At 59.1% G+C, this 14486-nt stretch carries 16 protein-coding genes; 12 read left to right on the top strand and 4 right to left on the bottom strand.

What is annotated here, in order from left to right:
- Window positions 1–8: 8 nt before the first annotated feature.
- The 10 genes from R4P64_RS16905 (at window position 9) to R4P64_RS16860 (ending at window position 8356) form a co-directional block, all read left to right on the top strand.
- Window positions 9–2078: a glycosyltransferase family 2 protein gene (locus R4P64_RS16905; protein ID WP_317821877.1), complete on the top strand. Its 2070-nt coding sequence runs from the start codon at window positions 9–11 to the stop codon at window positions 2076–2078.
- A 28-nt stretch (window positions 2079–2106) separates the two neighbouring features.
- Window positions 2107–2379, top strand: a complete 273-nt coding sequence (locus R4P64_RS16900; RefSeq protein WP_317821875.1) for a PqqD family protein — start codon at window positions 2107–2109, stop codon at window positions 2377–2379.
- A gap of 8 nt (window positions 2380–2387) precedes the next feature.
- Window positions 2388–3263 carry a hypothetical protein gene (locus R4P64_RS16895; protein WP_317821873.1) on the top strand — a complete coding sequence of 292 codons (876 nt, stop codon included), beginning with the start codon at window positions 2388–2390 and terminating at the stop codon, window positions 3261–3263.
- Complete coding sequence (locus R4P64_RS16890; RefSeq protein ID WP_317821871.1) at window positions 3242–4378, top strand: nucleotidyltransferase family protein; 1137 nt, start codon at window positions 3242–3244, stop codon at window positions 4376–4378. The genes R4P64_RS16895 and R4P64_RS16890 overlap by 22 nt, the downstream gene beginning before the upstream one ends.
- Window positions 4379–4530: 152 nt before the next feature.
- Window positions 4531–4731 (top strand): hypothetical protein, encoded by a 201-nt coding sequence (locus tag R4P64_RS16885; protein ID WP_045067746.1) that lies wholly within the window; start codon window positions 4531–4533, stop codon window positions 4729–4731.
- A gap of 184 nt (window positions 4732–4915) precedes the next feature.
- The gene (locus R4P64_RS16880) at window positions 4916–5317 is read left to right on the top strand and encodes a hypothetical protein (RefSeq protein WP_317821869.1); all 402 of its coding nucleotides are present in this window, start codon (window positions 4916–4918) and stop codon (window positions 5315–5317) included.
- Window positions 5318–5470: 153 nt separating this feature from the next.
- Window positions 5471–5848, top strand: a complete 378-nt coding sequence (locus R4P64_RS16875; protein WP_261984561.1) for a helix-turn-helix domain-containing protein — start codon at window positions 5471–5473, stop codon at window positions 5846–5848.
- 213 nt (window positions 5849–6061) lie between these two features.
- A complete protein-coding gene (locus tag R4P64_RS16870) occupies window positions 6062–6400 on the top strand; it encodes a hypothetical protein (protein ID WP_317821867.1) in 339 nt (112 codons plus the stop codon).
- A gap of 164 nt (window positions 6401–6564) precedes the next feature.
- Window positions 6565–7323, top strand: a complete 759-nt coding sequence (locus tag R4P64_RS16865; RefSeq protein ID WP_317822080.1) for a metalloregulator ArsR/SmtB family transcription factor — start codon at window positions 6565–6567, stop codon at window positions 7321–7323.
- Window positions 7324–7819: 496 nt separating this feature from the next.
- Window positions 7820–8356, top strand: coding sequence for a nitroreductase family deazaflavin-dependent oxidoreductase (locus R4P64_RS16860; RefSeq protein WP_317821866.1), 537 nt, complete (start codon window positions 7820–7822; stop codon window positions 8354–8356).
- Window positions 8357–8377: 21 nt separating this feature from the next.
- Here the strand turns inward: R4P64_RS16860 and R4P64_RS16855 are convergent, their stop codons facing one another.
- Window positions 8378–9145 carry an alpha/beta hydrolase gene (locus R4P64_RS16855; protein WP_317822079.1) on the bottom strand — a complete coding sequence of 256 codons (768 nt, stop codon included), beginning with the start codon at window positions 9143–9145 and terminating at the stop codon, window positions 8378–8380.
- Between the two features lie 228 nt (window positions 9146–9373).
- Between R4P64_RS16855 and R4P64_RS16850 the strand changes: the two genes are divergently transcribed.
- Entirely contained in the window at window positions 9374–9817 is a 444-nt protein-coding gene (locus R4P64_RS16850) for a MarR family winged helix-turn-helix transcriptional regulator (protein WP_033232226.1), read from the top strand.
- Here R4P64_RS16850 and R4P64_RS16845 read toward each other — a convergent pair.
- Window positions 9814–10836 (bottom strand): hypothetical protein, encoded by a 1023-nt coding sequence (locus R4P64_RS16845; RefSeq protein ID WP_317821865.1) that lies wholly within the window; start codon window positions 10834–10836, stop codon window positions 9814–9816. The genes R4P64_RS16850 and R4P64_RS16845 overlap by 4 nt on opposite strands.
- Before the next feature lie 883 nt (window positions 10837–11719).
- On the opposite strand from R4P64_RS16845, the gene R4P64_RS16835 reads away from it, so the two are divergent.
- Window positions 11720–12781, top strand: coding sequence for a GGDEF domain-containing protein (locus R4P64_RS16835; RefSeq protein ID WP_317821864.1), 1062 nt, complete (start codon window positions 11720–11722; stop codon window positions 12779–12781).
- Window positions 12782–12800: 19 nt separating this feature from the next.
- On the opposite strand, the gene R4P64_RS16830 is transcribed toward R4P64_RS16835, so the two are convergent.
- Window positions 12801–13244: a DUF5709 domain-containing protein gene (locus R4P64_RS16830; protein ID WP_033232036.1), complete on the bottom strand. Its 444-nt coding sequence runs from the start codon at window positions 13242–13244 to the stop codon at window positions 12801–12803.
- Between the two features lie 48 nt (window positions 13245–13292).
- Complete coding sequence (locus R4P64_RS16825; RefSeq protein ID WP_411742683.1) at window positions 13293–14483, bottom strand: lipase family protein; 1191 nt, start codon at window positions 14481–14483, stop codon at window positions 13293–13295.
- Window positions 14484–14486: the final 3 nt, after the last annotated feature.

Raw genomic sequence — 14486 nt, 5'->3', positions numbered from 1 at the left:
CCCACACGATGAGTGAGTTCGATGCCGCGCTGCACCGCGCTCTGAAAAAACTTCAGAGCGCGGGCACCGTGAAGGTGAAGGAGACACCGCCTCACGGGAAACCAGTGGATCTGACGATTGCAATTGCGACGTATGACGATTTCGATGGCGCGTATTTCACGATCCACTCGATATTGACTCACCATCGTGAAGTCCTCGATCGAGTCGAGTTCGTGTTGTTGGACAATTTCCCCGAGGGGTTGCCGGCACCGATGCTCGAATCCTTCGCGAAGTACGTGGACCGGTTCCGCTATATACCGTTCACGGAGGTACGTTCGACTGCCGTTCGAGATGTGCTGTTCCGCAAGGCAACTGGAAAGTACGTCTTGGTGCTCGATTCCCACGTGATCCTGTCTCCTGGGTCATTGGAGTCGCTGCTGGACTATTTCGACGCGCATCCTGAAACAGCTGATCTGATCCAGGGTCCGATGCTGTCGCAGGACTCGTCACACATCGCGGCCACACACATGGAGCCGGTCTGGCGGCGAGGGATGTTCGGCGCCTGGGGTGTCGATCCGCGGGCGAAGGAAAACCCCGACGTTCCATTCGAGATCCCCATGCAAGGTTTGGGGTCGTTTGCGTGTCGACGTGAGGCGTGGCCCGGACTGAACTCGCACTTCACCGGGTTTGGTGGTGAAGAGGGCTATATTCACGAAAAATTCCGGATCAACGGCGGGAAAGTGGTGTGCTTGCCGTCATTCGGCTGGTTGCACCGATTCGAACGCCCGGCCGGGGTGCCGTATCGCATCAACTGGGACGATCGGATTCACAATTACCTCCTCGGTTGGCAGGAGATCGGTTGGGATGTCGAGTCGGTACACCGTCAGTTCTCCAAACATCTGGGTAACTCGTACCCGAGCATTCGTGAGCGCGCCGAGCGGAGCGTGCAGAAGCCCGAGTTGATCTTCGGTGGTCTGCTCGTCCTGAGTGACGATCGCCGCGTCGCGCCATGGCGGTCGTGCCTAGCCGAGGCCGAGTCGGTCGATGTGGCAGTGCACCGAGTGGTGCCCGCGGAAGACACCGAGGATCCGTGGCGACCGGCGGGTGCGTTTGTCGCAGGAATCGACAAGGCGATTCTGTTGGGCTGGAAGTCCGTGGTCTTCCTGTCGGAACACAACGTCATCGACGGTGCGCTGCCGTACAAACTTCGAAACGTCATGATCGATCTCGCCGAAGACGTCGATTGTGCAGTTATCCACGGGGCCGAAAACGACGTGTCCGGTGCGGTGGTGATCGTGCGCAGTAGTGCCTACGAGCGCTTGCATGACCGACTGTCCGACTGCATCACCCGCATGGGTGAGGGTGAGTTCTCTTTGCCGGTTTGGCTCGTCTCTGAGGGGGCGAGCGCTGTAACGCTGAAACAGGATCTGGCACGCCGCCGGGCACCCTCCGGGGATGACCCTGTGGCCACCATGGGAGTGGCCCTGGTAAATCTCGATACGGACCGCGAAAGCTGGTCGCACTCGTGGCGGAAGTTCAATCGACTCGCGAACATCGCTGGGGTAGAGAGAATTTCGGCGTACGAGGACCGCGCGAACCCGGCCATCGGTTTTGCGGTCTCCTGCCGTCGTGCCATCACACGGGCAGCAGAGAAAGAATGGGGTTCGGTTCTCGTCGCGGCCGACAATCTTGATCTGCTCGATGTGTCGTCGTCGATACTCGACTCAGCACGCAGTGAACTCGACAATCTCGAGTGGGACGTGGTGCATCTCGGCCATGATCCGAAGTCACAGGACGGAACCCTTTTTGGTGATTCGTCGTTGATTCGAGTCAGCGGGGAAAACCGTGGGGTGCATGCGGTACTTGTGAATTCTCGTGCGTACGAGACGATACTTGCCGCCATTCCCGATCCTGAATCGCAATCCGCCGAGTTTGCGCAGTGGGCTGGTCGATATCGTTCCCTCGCCGAGTTTGTCGTGGATGCCGGCGCGTCAGGCATGCTGACCTGTCTGTCGTTGTCCCCAGGCATCGCCACCAACCGGACCTTGCTCCGTTCAGGCGCACTCGAATCCGAATATTCACGACGCTTCACCCTCTGATTGCACAACACATCCACGGGAGGCTCCCTTGACCGAATTGCTCGTAGACACCCGGCCGCAGCGCGTACGCAGCGTGGAAAGCAATGATCTCGCCGACGGAGTTGTTCTCTACGACAGCTCCAGTGAGGTGGCGCATCACCTCAATCCCGTTGCGACCTTGGTATGGGAACTGTGCGACGGGCGGACTGTCGGCGACATAGTCGACGCTGTCGCCGAAGTCCTCGAAATCCCCACTGCTGACGCGCAATCCGTGGTAGTTGAAACGTACGGACAGCTGAACACGTCACGGTTGTTGGTGTGAGGTCCTAGGTGACAGCTGGCGGTGCGGAGAACATCCGTTCGCAGTACCTATGGGTCGACGCACACGTCACGGGCACCGCGGTTCCCGAAGTTCGCGTCGTCGAACACAAGGTTGCCAGCCCGTGGTCTGCGAACCACCGGGTAGACGCGCACGTTGTGCCCAGCGAATCGGTGCCAGGGCGATGGGATGCGACCATCCGCTCCACAATCGATGCGACCCGTGAAAACCTGGTCGGACTCGACGGTCTGCAGGCTGCCGAGAGTATCTATCGCACCGTGCACCGCGATGTCATGACCGCGGCTCGCATCGACCAGTGGACGCGGTTGCACGCTGCTCTGGTGGATTGTGGCGGCGTGCGGGTGGCGATTGCCGGGCACTCGGGGGCAGGGAAGACCACGCTTTCGTTGGCGCTCGCCCTGCGGGGCGCACAGCTTCACGCGGACGAGGGCGTTTTCATCCGAGGTGAAGAAGCTGTCGGTCTACCGCGCCGCGTCCACGTCAAGGCGGGCACGTTCGACGTATTGCCGAAGATCAGCAGCCGCGAACTTCTGCATCTGCCGTATGAACCCCCGGTGTGGGCACTTGACCCGACATCATTGCCCACGCCACCTGACGTCGTGGCCGGGTTGCGGGGGATCGATGTGCTGTTGATCCTCGAGGGGTGGAGCGACACGACGCGTGTTGAGCCAGTGCCCACCGCCGTAGCTTTGCAATCGTTGGCCGAACAATCCGCACTGTGGTCAGACAATCACCGGCTGACGCTCCGAAACATCGCAGCGCTGTTGTCGAATACGGCGTGCTTCAGTTTGACCCGCCAGCACCTGGATTCCGGGATCGCGGCCGTCGAGGAATTGGTGGCGTCGTGCGTGACACGCAGTATCTGATCGCGATGCTCGACGCCGAGGACGGCGCTGAGGTCATCCGTTCATGTAGTGATGACGACTGGCCGCGTCTTATCGACGTTGCCGCGCGGCACAAGGCGCTACCGCTACTCGCCGCTGCCGCTGTCGACGCTGAGTTCGCCTCGATTCTGTCTCCGAGTTTTGCAACGATGCTGGCAACATCGACCGCCGACGTATCCAGCCCACAATTGACACTGAGCCTGGTGCATCATCGCAATACGCTGCGAATCGCCGATCTGGAATCTCAGCGGGCTGAACTTCAGGAGATGCTGCGCGACAAGGGGTTTCCCACTGTTACACTCAAAGGCGCGGCGTTACTCGAACGCAACATCTGGCCCAATCCCGCGGCGCGGCGGATGACCGACATAGATCTGCTTGTCGTGGACCTTGCTCACGCGGTCCCCGCCAACGACGCGATCATCGACCACGGATACCGCATGGTGCGCTCCGACGAGGTGTCCGCAGATTCCATCGATCACGACGACCATCAGGAACCAGCGCTGCTTCGAGACGATCGACATGGTTCCGTCGAAATCCACGCACACCTTCTGCCGCGCTTTGCCCGACACGCGCTCACCCGAGAGCGTGCGGTGCAGAACATCGTGTCGTCGGCCGGCGCGAAACTTGCGCTTGACGATGTGGCCCTGCACGTTATCTCCCATGCCCGCCTTGCCGACCGGGCATTGGTACGCGCTGATCTAGCGCTGAACAGTATTTTCGACGTCGGATATCTACTTGCTCATGATCCGTCGATCGGCCACGCATTGGCGAGCCGCCCGATGGCGCGCGACGTTCGCCGGGCCGTGAACGTGCAATTGGCAGCCGTGGAATCAGTCTTCGGCACAAGCGTTGTCGGCGTAACTGCGTCGGCACGTCTGTGGTGGCGATGGACGCTGTGGTTGGCGGATCACCCGCGCATGCACTCGCTCTACCGGGATCTGGTCATGGTTCCGCTGTTCCTCGATCGTGATCGACTCTCGATCAGGGCAGGACAGGAGCTTCGCGGAATTTCGCTGGCACGCGCCCGACTGACGTATTTTACCCGCCGCGCGCGGACCGCACTCGGTGACGCGCAGCGCACCTCCGCGCATGCTTAGGGAAGTTCTCTACTTGCTTTCTCAGCTTTCTCGTTGATCATGTACGGCAGCTCCGCTGGACCTGCGTTCAGAAGGACTCGAAACCGACCGCCTTAGAGTTACCGGTGGGTGCGCCGGTAACGGACAGAGGACTGCCGCGCGATACCCCAGGTATGACACGAGCGCGGGTTCTGACTGTCGTCGCCACGGTTGTCCTGGCACTGTTCCTCGGCGGTGGGTTCGCTGCCGCCTCGCCGGGTGGACCGGACCCGTACTGGTGGATGGGTCCGCAGGTCCGGCCGTGGCTCGAGCCGATCTTCGTCGGTCTGGCCAACTGGTTCTTCAACCTGCCGCTGGTGCCGTACCTGTCGTAGCCGCCACGGCGCTCCCATCGCCATCTGATGCGTGCAGCAGCTTCGCATTCAGTGGCGGAACACTTCGTGTTGAACTACCCCGCTATGAGGTGAATGTCCGTTATCTTCCTCGGTAATGGTTGCAATCTCGTGGCTGCTCCGCCTCGCGTGCACGGAAGCTGTCACCACGAAAAGGAGTACATCTGTGAATGGTCTCGAAACGCCCGCTCGTTGGTCCCGGACCACCTCGTTGCTTGGAGCCGGCGCACTTGCTGTCGGGATCACCCTCGGCAGTGCAGTTGGTACCGCGTCAGCAGATAGTCCGGTCACCGACTTCGGCAGCGTCTCGTTTTCGGTGACCAACACTGCCGACAACACCGTCTACGACATCAACGCCGTCCTCAACCTACCTGCGGGCACCCTCCCGATAGGGATGATGATCCCGCCGATCGGTGCGCGCGCCTCGGCCCCTCAAGCGGTTAACGACTCCTTTGGCGTCTCCTTTGTGGGCACCTCGTTGGACTTCGTTCTGGGTTTCGTTCTGGCTGCGGGTAATTTCTCCTTAACGCCCAGCAACTTCGGATCACCTGGGAGTTCAGGGTGGTGAGCCAGTCCCGACTCACGAATGGGGCCGGTCACCCTTAAGAAGACCCCCTCTCGACGTCAGCCGAGGATATGGAAGATCAGTCGACCACCGGGGCCTCGAGGTGTCGATGGTTCCAGTGTCATCGAGCAGGAACAGGCGCGTCAGGCGTTGCAGGTGCTGCGCGGTGTCGAACCCGACGTGGGGGAGACGCTTGAACTCAAGGTTGCGGGCACTGCGGAGTCGCTACATTTGCCACGTGCAGCATTCGAGTTGATCCGGGATGTGTTGGCGAATATGGCTGCCGGGCAAGGTGTCACGGTCGTCCCGGCGCATGCCGAGTTGACCACGCAGCAGGCCGCCGAGATGCTCAATGTCTCTCGCCCACATGTGATCAAGCTGCTCGACGAACGACAGATCGAGTATCGGTTGGTCGGGCGTCATCGCCGGATCCTCGCATCGTCGCTGATTGCCTATCGGCGGTCTCAGCTTGGCGCCGCGCGCAGTGCCGCCGACGAGTTGGCAGCTCACACGGAAGAGCTCGGGCTGTACTGACGTGACCTTCACCGTGTTGTACGACGCAAACGTGTTGTACCCCAATGTTCTACGAGATGTGTTGATACGGCTCGCGCAGACCGGGCTTGTTCATGCCCGTTGGACAGACCGCATTCTCGACGAAGCTTTCGGGAACTTGGCGCAGGACCGTCCGGACATCCCGATCGCGAAACTGGACAATTTGCGTGAGTTGATGAATGTCGCGGTTCCGGATTGTCTGATCGCTGGTTACGAAAACTCATCCCCGCCCCGACGCTGCCTGATGTCAATGATCGGCATGTGTTTGCCGCAGCGATCCGAGCGGGAGCCCAGGTCATTGTCACCGCGAATCTGCGGGACTTTCCGGAATCCGAACTCGCCCAATTCGGCGTCGAGGCCAAGCATCCGGACGAGTTCGTGATGGATTTGTTCAACCTCGACGGGGTGCGGGTTCATCAGGCGGTCAGTGCGACTGCAGCGGGATGGCGAAATCCTCCGGGGACGCCAGCGGATGTGTGCGACCGTCTTGTGGCAGCGGGTCTTCCGATTTCGGCAGCAGCGCTGCGGCGCTGAACAGAAGCTTCGGTTGCTACCTCCACGCTAGTGCTCAAGCCTTCGACGGTCGGCCTCGATTTGGCCTTGTTGTTTGCCGAAATTCGAACTGATTAGTTTGTGTACAACGCTAGACATGCAGTCATTTGCCTGCATATCATGTGTCCATGGCGTCATCTACCGACCTGGTTTTCAAAGCACTGGCTGATCCAACGCGCAGGTTCCTTCTCGACTGCCTGCGCGAAGACAATGGTCAGACGCTGGGGGAGTTATGTGAGCGCGTGACGATGACACGTCAGTCTGCAACCCAACACCTGGCCGTGCTCGAGGCGGCAAATCTGGTGAGCTACGTGCGCCATGGTCGAGAGAAGCGTCATTATCTCAATCCTGTTCCACTCGAGGAGATTCGCGAACGATGGATTGACACTTTCGAACACTCGCGACTTCAGGCGCTGAGTGCAATCAAACGACATGCGGAGGCAGAAATGACCGTCAAGCCCACCTACAAATACGTCACCTACATCGAGAGCACACCGGAAGCGGTGTGGCGAGCACTCACCGACGCTGACCTCACGGCGGCGTATTGGGGGCACCAGAACGTCTCCGACTGGAATGTCGGATCCTCGTGGGAGCACCGCCGCGCCGATGGTTCCGGTATCGCTGATGTGGTGGGCACTGTCATCGAAAGTGAAGCGCCGAGCCGGCTGGTTACATCATGGGCGTCTCCTGACAATCCCAGCGAGGACACTACCTCCCGGGTGACGTACACAATCGAACCGTACGGCTCGATTGTTCGCCTCACCGTCGTGCATGAAAACCTTGCCGACGAGGAAGCGCATAGCAGCATTTCCCGGGGCTGGCCGGCAATTCTGTCCAACCTCAAGTCGCTACTCGAGACCGGGCACGTACTGCCTGATACGCCCTGGGAGATGCCGGCTAACTGAAGGGTAGTCGGGCTGGTTCACGGGGAAGGGGAGGGCCTCGTGGACCGGGCGCCGGCAAGCCTGGGGGAGTGATTGAGGTAGTGTCGTGCAGCGCTCAGGGGGGAGTGGCAGTCGACCCAATTCCGAGAAAACCCATGTGATAGTGCGGTTTTCGATCGGGGTTGGCTGATCGAACAGGACAGCTCGCTAAAAAATTGGCGTCTTGTCGTTGATCTCTTTATTCCGATTGCCTAATATCGGACGGTGACGGAACCATGTAATTTCCCGAATATATGTAGTCAGCAAATTACCTAACAACGCAATAAAAATGAGCGCGCAGCTCACCACACCACAAAAAAGTCGGGCACAAAGCACAGACAACAGGGGTCGACCTGTCACGATTTCGCATGTTTGACGAACCCTTGTGCGTAAACATCGGCTGCGATGGAATTGAGGAAGCTGGATCCGGGGGAGAGCGCGTCTAGCGGCGCGAATTATTCCGAACCGAGGAACGATTGTGGACAAGAATTGCGACAATCCGAGCCAGCCGGCAGATTCGTTTCCTGACGTCAGGTGGAGCCACGATAGGCCGATATTGCGTAAACCCGTCACCGTCTTCGCGTCGAGCAAGGTCGGATCGTGGCTCATTCGTACTGCAACACCGTTGGATCGGTGGATTTTGCAGCGCAGTAAGAGTCGGTACACGATCCTCGGGCCGCTCGGATTGCCACTTCTGCTGTTGACGACAGTCGGCCGAAAGACCGGGCAACCTCACACAACTCCGCTGACATACGTCCGCGAAAACGGTCAACTGTTTGTCGTGGGAAGCAACTTCGGGCAGGACCATCACCCGGCCTGGTCGAACAACCTGCTGGTCAACAACCAGGCCACCGTCACCATTGGCGGTGTGGATGTACCGGTGGAAGCGACACCTCTGTTAGGCGCGGAGAAAGAGCGCACCTTCGAAAGGTTCGTTGCAATCGGTGAGGCCTATGCGAGATATCGAGATCGTACGGACCGCGATCTGCGAATATTCTGTCTTGTTCCACGGTGAAAGAGCACAAGCACTGACTGACTAGCGCCCCAGTGCGGAGCACAGTGCGGCGTTCAGCTCTTGTGCCGGCACCATCGGAAGTGCGTGGTGTGTCGCCGAAGCGAGAATCAGAGTCTTCGCGTGGGGGAGCGATGCACGTATCAAAGCCGCAACTCGGCTGCTGTCATGAACTTTGCTTCGTCCCGCCAGGATGACCGTGGTGTCGACGGAAAACCCCGCCAACTTCTTCCTGTCGGGGCGCTTCGGCACAATCGTCTTCGATTTTGGAAAGTGTGCTGCCCCAAGAGTGAGGAGTGACATCCAGTCCTCATCCAGCGATGCACCACCGGTTTCCCATTCGATGAACGTCCGTTCCCGTTTTTCGTTCGGGCGCAAAAGAATTGGTAGTGCATGCACCAGGTATTGCATCCTCATGCCGGCAAAGCAGGAATTGGGGTCGATCAATATGAGCCGACTCACTCTGTCGGGATTGTGTAGCGCGTAGTCCAACGCGATCATGGCACCGTACGAGTGGCCGATGATGCTGGGGGAGTCGAGGTCTAGCCCGTCTATGACGCTCTTCAGCCAGTCACGCAGGTCATCGACAGTCTTCATCGGTTTGCCGTGGGCGGTGCTGCGTCCGACATCTCCCATCAGATCCACTGCATAGACTCTGTTCTGTCCGCTGAGCGCAGTCACATTGCCAAACCACACGGTCGATGTTGCTCCACCTCCTGGTAAAAGAACGACCGGAGGGCCTGATTCAGGGCCGCATACATTGACATGAGTTGTGCCGTAATCGGATTCGATCTCAATAGTAGTTGTGTCGTCCGGCCAGGTGGACAGTACCGAGTCGTAGGCAGCGTAGAAGGCCGCACCGCTATCGGTTGCCGCGAACTGATCGATCGATGATGCAGGCATTGAGAACTCCATCCTCATTTATCTCGATAGTCGAGATAATAGACAATGGAACTAATTGCGTCGAGCGGAGGAGTGGAAGTGACCGATACGAATAAGTCGACTACCAGCGGTCACGAGATGGTGCACCTACTGCGGGCGTTGGTCGTGCAGCTGGATCTGTTCGGTGCGAACTTCGCAGCGCAGCATCAACTTCACTCCACAGATGTGCGCGCGCTGATCAGCCTTCTTGACGCTGAACGCGCGGGACAACCAGCCACGCCGGGATGGCTGGGTCAGCAACTGGGTTTGAACTCCGCGTCGGTAACAGCATTGATCGACCGTATGGAACAACGCGGCCTGGTGGTTCGAGAACGAGACATGAGTGATCGTCGACGCGTGATCATCGATGTCACCGATAGCGCCAAGAATCTGGGATGGTCATTTTTCGGACCGCTGATCGGCCAGGCCACCGACGTCTTGGAATCCTTTTCGCCGACGCAATTGACGACGATAGGAGAGTTCTTGACGAAAATGAGTGCCGCGGTCGAGGTCACCCGAGGATCGCAGGCACCAGCCGATTAGACTGGCGCCCAGAGATTTTCAGAGTTCGGGCGCCAGGCGGTCATGTTGCCGTCGACGGTGATAAAACTGGTGTTCAGCCAGAATGTGGTATCGGGATTCCAGCCTGCAAGTACGGTGGCACCTGAGCGGGCGGACAGAGGAATCGTGATACCCGGAGTGGTGAGATACCCGATCATGCTCAGGTGAACTGCGTCGTAGTCGTTGACTACCTTGCTCCAATCCGGAATGAACCAGTCGTGATACTCGCCCGTGGTGTCGTACCAAACGGAACGACGCGATGCCGGCACGGCAAGGGGATAGGTGTCGACGAGGTGAGCCCAGTCCGCAGGACTCGAGATCTCGTACACCCGAGGTGTTCTGTGGACGCTCACCGGCCACACGTGAGCGAAACTCCATCCTGAGCTGTCCTCAACGAGCATCAACTCGATAGCTCCGAGGACGTCCCGGGCGCGAGTGGTGTCGTAAGCCCCGTTCGCGGCTGGGATCGACCACCATTCACCGCCGATCTGCCTGTCAGGATCCGCTTTCAGATACTCGACGAACGTCGCTTCATAGTCCAGCGTGTGCGCTCGCCACTGCTCCAGCCCGTCCTCGAACTGCCGGATGCACAGGGGCGTCACGTCTGGGTCATCGGTACGTTCGTATTTCTGAACCATTCGTTGGTTGACGAGGTCGACGGACTCGGCCCACCACTGAGTGTGCGGTGACGCCAAGACTGCATGCGCGATGGGTCGGAGAAGCTCGACAACCTGGGGGACAACCAACACGATGTCCTCTTCGTCCGGCGGCTGCCAGTAGCGTGCAAAATCCACGGCATAGGCGAACCGGTCGAGAATTTCGATTTCGGACAGTGCGGCAACGGCTCCGAAGTCCACGTTAGCGAGGACATCAACAACGTCGCCGAGTGTGGAGTGCAGACCATAACGCGACGCCAACTCGTGCGTGCTGCAGGCATTTCCGATATTTGCGCAGAAGAACCGACCACGAGGCGAGCCCAGCATCATCGAGACCGTATCCATGTACCAAAGCTAGTCGCCTGTAACCGCGTAGTCGTGCACTGATGGTCCGGCGCGGCGTAGTTCACAACACGGTTAACTTCTATCGCGGGGCGCACGCTCCGGATGGTGCGACGTTTGTTTCGTATGGGCCGGGTGCCGCGATGGCTGCTTGAATTGGCGCCGTGCCGGCACTTGCTCAGGGCGCAGAGCCCAGAGCATCAACTCAGGAATGGGCTCGCGCGATATTCGAAGATCAACCGGCCGGCGATTCTGTCAGCGGGATTCTCCTGGACAGTCCGCTACGACATCCGTCGTTGCTGCGTCGACTCCAGGTCGAGATGTGGAAACGAGCGTGTCAGAACCGTCGTGCTCGATCTGAGCCTGATCCATGGGGGAAGGTCCTTCAGACACTCAGATCCCTACTACTTGACATAATGTAGATTATCGGCAAATTACCGACCTGCGGATATGTGTCGGATGGCCTGAATAAACCCAATCTCTCGTCATGCCTGTCTGTGCCTATACGGACACGCACTCATCCGGTCAGTATCCGCGCGTCCGACTGGCCGCGGCCCTGTGGAATCGGTCGCCGACTCGGATCTGCCGGCGCCGCCACGCCCCGTACCCACGGGCCCACGGCAACCAACGCCGTCGGGCCCAGACCTAGGCATACTGACGGGCCTGGGCGGGATTCCGGCTAGTGGTCGGCAGCTGCCAAGGTCCGCGTCCCCCAGCTCAATACGTCACTGTGACATATTGAGCTTTTCTGGTGGGTGATCAGAAAGCTCTAAGAAATTCGATAACCGACTAAACTTGTCAGCATGCCCGAATTTCCGCTCACGAGTTCGCGAGGCCTACGTCCTCAGTGAACCCCATACGTGAAGTGGTCGAACGCTGGCTTGCTATGCCTGACCAGTTTGATCGATTTACCCGTTTGCTTCGTGGCAACGGATTCCTCGAGGCCACACGAATACTTATCGGCCTCATGGTCTTTTCCATGGGAGTCACCGTTGTGGGAAAACGACTGGGAACGGCATCCGATCAAGTAAGCAGCATTCCGCTTGACATGATGATCGGTGTACTCGCGCTGATAGGCGGATTGGCATACCCGGTATTCACGACTACCAGAAACCGTTCGCTTCAATTTGTCATCGCGAGCGATGTGTCGATCGCCATTATCGTGCTCACCGAAGCGGATCTTGATCAGCGACTTCTCGGATCACTGGTGTTCGGGCTGATGGGCACGTATATCGCTTTCTTCCACAACATGCGTGCTCACCTGGTTCACCTGCTGTTTTCGATCACAATCGTCGTCGCAGCATGCTGCGGTGTTTTCACCGAAGAACCGACGACATTCTTCGATACCTTTGGGCGAATTCTCTTTGCGGTGAGCGTCATCAGCGTTGTTCCGTTCCTGACGCAGATTGCATTGATCCTTCTGAGTAACGACGCCCAAGGGTCGGAGCTCGATCCCCTGACAGATCTTCTCAATCGCCGCGGTCTTGCTCGTCGTACAGCGGAGCTGATTCGATCCAAGTCCGGCATCGGCCAGTCACTATTGGTGGTTGTCATCGACATCGACAATTTCAAGCAATTCAACGACACTTTCGGACATGATGTCGGTGATCGCGTCATCATTCGAACAGCAAATCGATTGACCGCGTGGGCGCGAGCAGATGCGGCAATTGCCAGAGTCGGCGGTGACGAATTCATCGTGGTTCAGATCATGCCGCTCTCTGATGTCGGTGATCTGATCTCGCGAATCCACCCCGCAATGAATACGCCGATTGTCGAACCACGATCGACTACAAGTATCGGGATCGCGATCCACAATGGCAGTTGGCTGGATTCGGACGCCGAGGAAGCCGGAATCGACGCGCTTCATCGTCTCGCCAATTCCGCGATGTACGAGAGCAAACGACTGGGCGGAAATCACGTCCACACAATCGTGATGACGTCGCCGTAGCCGTCAACCCTCGAGCAACCTAGTCCTCGATGATATGAATCGCAGCTTCCTCCGCAGAGGCGGCCGCTCCATCAACACCGACGTCCTCGGCTACCAAGTTGCTTTCCTCGTCCTCGTATCGCCCTTCGTCCTCGGCAACAAGGCGTCCCGCACGGCGTGTGCCCACTTCACGGTCCGGTGGGAATTCCGCTTCGCGGACAGCGTCTTCCGCGTCACCTTGCTCGAATAACGGATCTCCCAGCTTGGCCGCAGGGTCGGGTTCTTCCTCGGCAAGACGCTCGTCGAGGGTCTCCCCCGTTTCCGAATCGCCGAGGGCATAGGGACGCTCAGGCGGCGAAATCCCTTCGTCGAGGATGTCGTCAACGCCTCGGTCGATCAGAGTGTCTTCTGGTTGCAGTTGGTCGTCTGGATCGAGGCTGTAGTTACCTTCGGCTGCTGCGCCGGTATCGTCCGCATCATTCATGACTTCACGATGCCACCGCGAGCGAGATTTGGCCACGGAACGCTCATGTCAGCAGTTACTCGGTGCCGGTCGGCCGGCAAATCGGTCTTGCAGATAGTCGACCGCGGCAGGCAGCCCGATGGCTCCCACGGTCAGGTGATCCAGATTGGGGCCCAACACGCTTTGGATGGTCGCGCCTGCTGCGCAGTATCGGGCCATGGTTGCCACGACGGAGTCGACCGGAATGAGATTGTCTGTGGCGCTGTGCCATTCGTATATCGGTGCCGTCGGAACTCCGGGATAGAGTTCCACGCTGTTGTCGTTCATGACGCTGATGGCGTCTGGGTTGTCCAGCATCGATGTCGACAGCGCTACGTCGAGGGCGCTTCGCCCGGCTCCGGTGATGAGGAGTTGGGTTGTGCAGGCGTTGGTCAAGTCTGTAGCCAGAGCATGTCCTAGACCGTTGAGTTGGCTGGTCAGTGGCAGTTCGGTCGGGTATTCGCGTTCGAGACCCAGTGCGGCTGCAAATGCGAGACCGAATGCCGGGTGAGGATCGCGGCCTAGTGCGTTTGCCATCTTGGTGATGTTCATGGGTACACCGCCTTCGGCAACGCCGACGATGTTGATTTCAGGGGCATATGTCGGTGCAAGCGCTGCGGCCCACGCTGTTGCCATACCGCCACCCGAGTATCCCGCGATTCCGACGGGACTGGATGTGAGCCCGAGTTCGGGCAACTTCTGCACAGCGCGGATTCCGTCGAGAGTGATCTGTCCGCCGAGGCGCGCAGCGCCGTACGCGCTGGTGGGACCCAGATGGTCAGGAAGCGCAACTGCCCAGCCGCGTTGAAGGGCGATGTTCAGTGCTACGGCTTCACGGTAGGTGCTCCTGGGGTCAGAGCTGTAGAGCGCTCGTGACGGTGCGCATTCAGTGCCCAGTGCGTTGACGATGTGTTGATACGACAACAGCGGGCCGTCTGGTGTGTGGTTAGGAGGGATTATGACGGTGGTGACCGCGACGATCGGATTGTTTGCCGAGTTCAGCGATCTGAAGTTCACCTGCCAGACTGCGGATCCTGGGAAGGTTAAGAGGTCAGGGGCTCGTCGGACGGCGATGGGTGTGCCGACGGGGCCGGTTGCGGCTTCGGTTTGTGAGTAGAACGGGTCTGGATCCAGAGAGGCCGGCGCAGCGGACGCTGTCATTGGTGTCGTGGAGAGCGCAAGCACGGTGAGCGCCGTCGCCAGCATCGGTCCAGCAAGCATCCG

This window comes from Rhodococcus sp. IEGM 1366, from assembly GCF_033142425.1.
Lineage (GTDB): Bacteria > Actinomycetota > Actinomycetes > Mycobacteriales > Mycobacteriaceae > Rhodococcus_F > Rhodococcus_F globerula.
The sequence above is the reverse complement of the archived record's forward strand: the minus strand, read 5'-3'. Positions and strand labels throughout refer to the sequence as shown.

What these genes read in the sequence shown, in the direction of transcription:
- R4P64_RS16835 (WP_317821864.1), top strand. Translation starts at nt 11,720, where the DNA reads ATGCCTGACCAGTTTGATCGATTTACCCGTTTGCTTCGTGGCAACGGA.
- R4P64_RS16905 (WP_317821877.1), top strand. Translation starts at nt 9, where the DNA reads ATGAGTGAGTTCGATGCCGCGCTGCACCGCGCTCTGAAAAAACTTCAG.
- R4P64_RS16845 (WP_317821865.1), bottom strand. Translation starts at nt 10,836, where the DNA reads ATGGATACGGTCTCGATGATGCTGGGCTCGCCTCGTGGTCGGTTCTTC.
- R4P64_RS16885 (WP_045067746.1), top strand. Translation starts at nt 4,531, where the DNA reads ATGACACGAGCGCGGGTTCTGACTGTCGTCGCCACGGTTGTCCTGGCA.
- R4P64_RS16830 (WP_033232036.1), bottom strand. Translation starts at nt 13,244, where the DNA reads ATGAATGATGCGGACGATACCGGCGCAGCAGCCGAAGGTAACTACAGC.
- R4P64_RS16825 (WP_411742683.1), bottom strand. Translation starts at nt 14,483, where the DNA reads ATGCTTGCTGGACCGATGCTGGCGACGGCGCTCACCGTGCTTGCGCTC.
- R4P64_RS16850 (WP_033232226.1), top strand. Translation starts at nt 9,374, where the DNA reads ATGGTGCACCTACTGCGGGCGTTGGTCGTGCAGCTGGATCTGTTCGGT.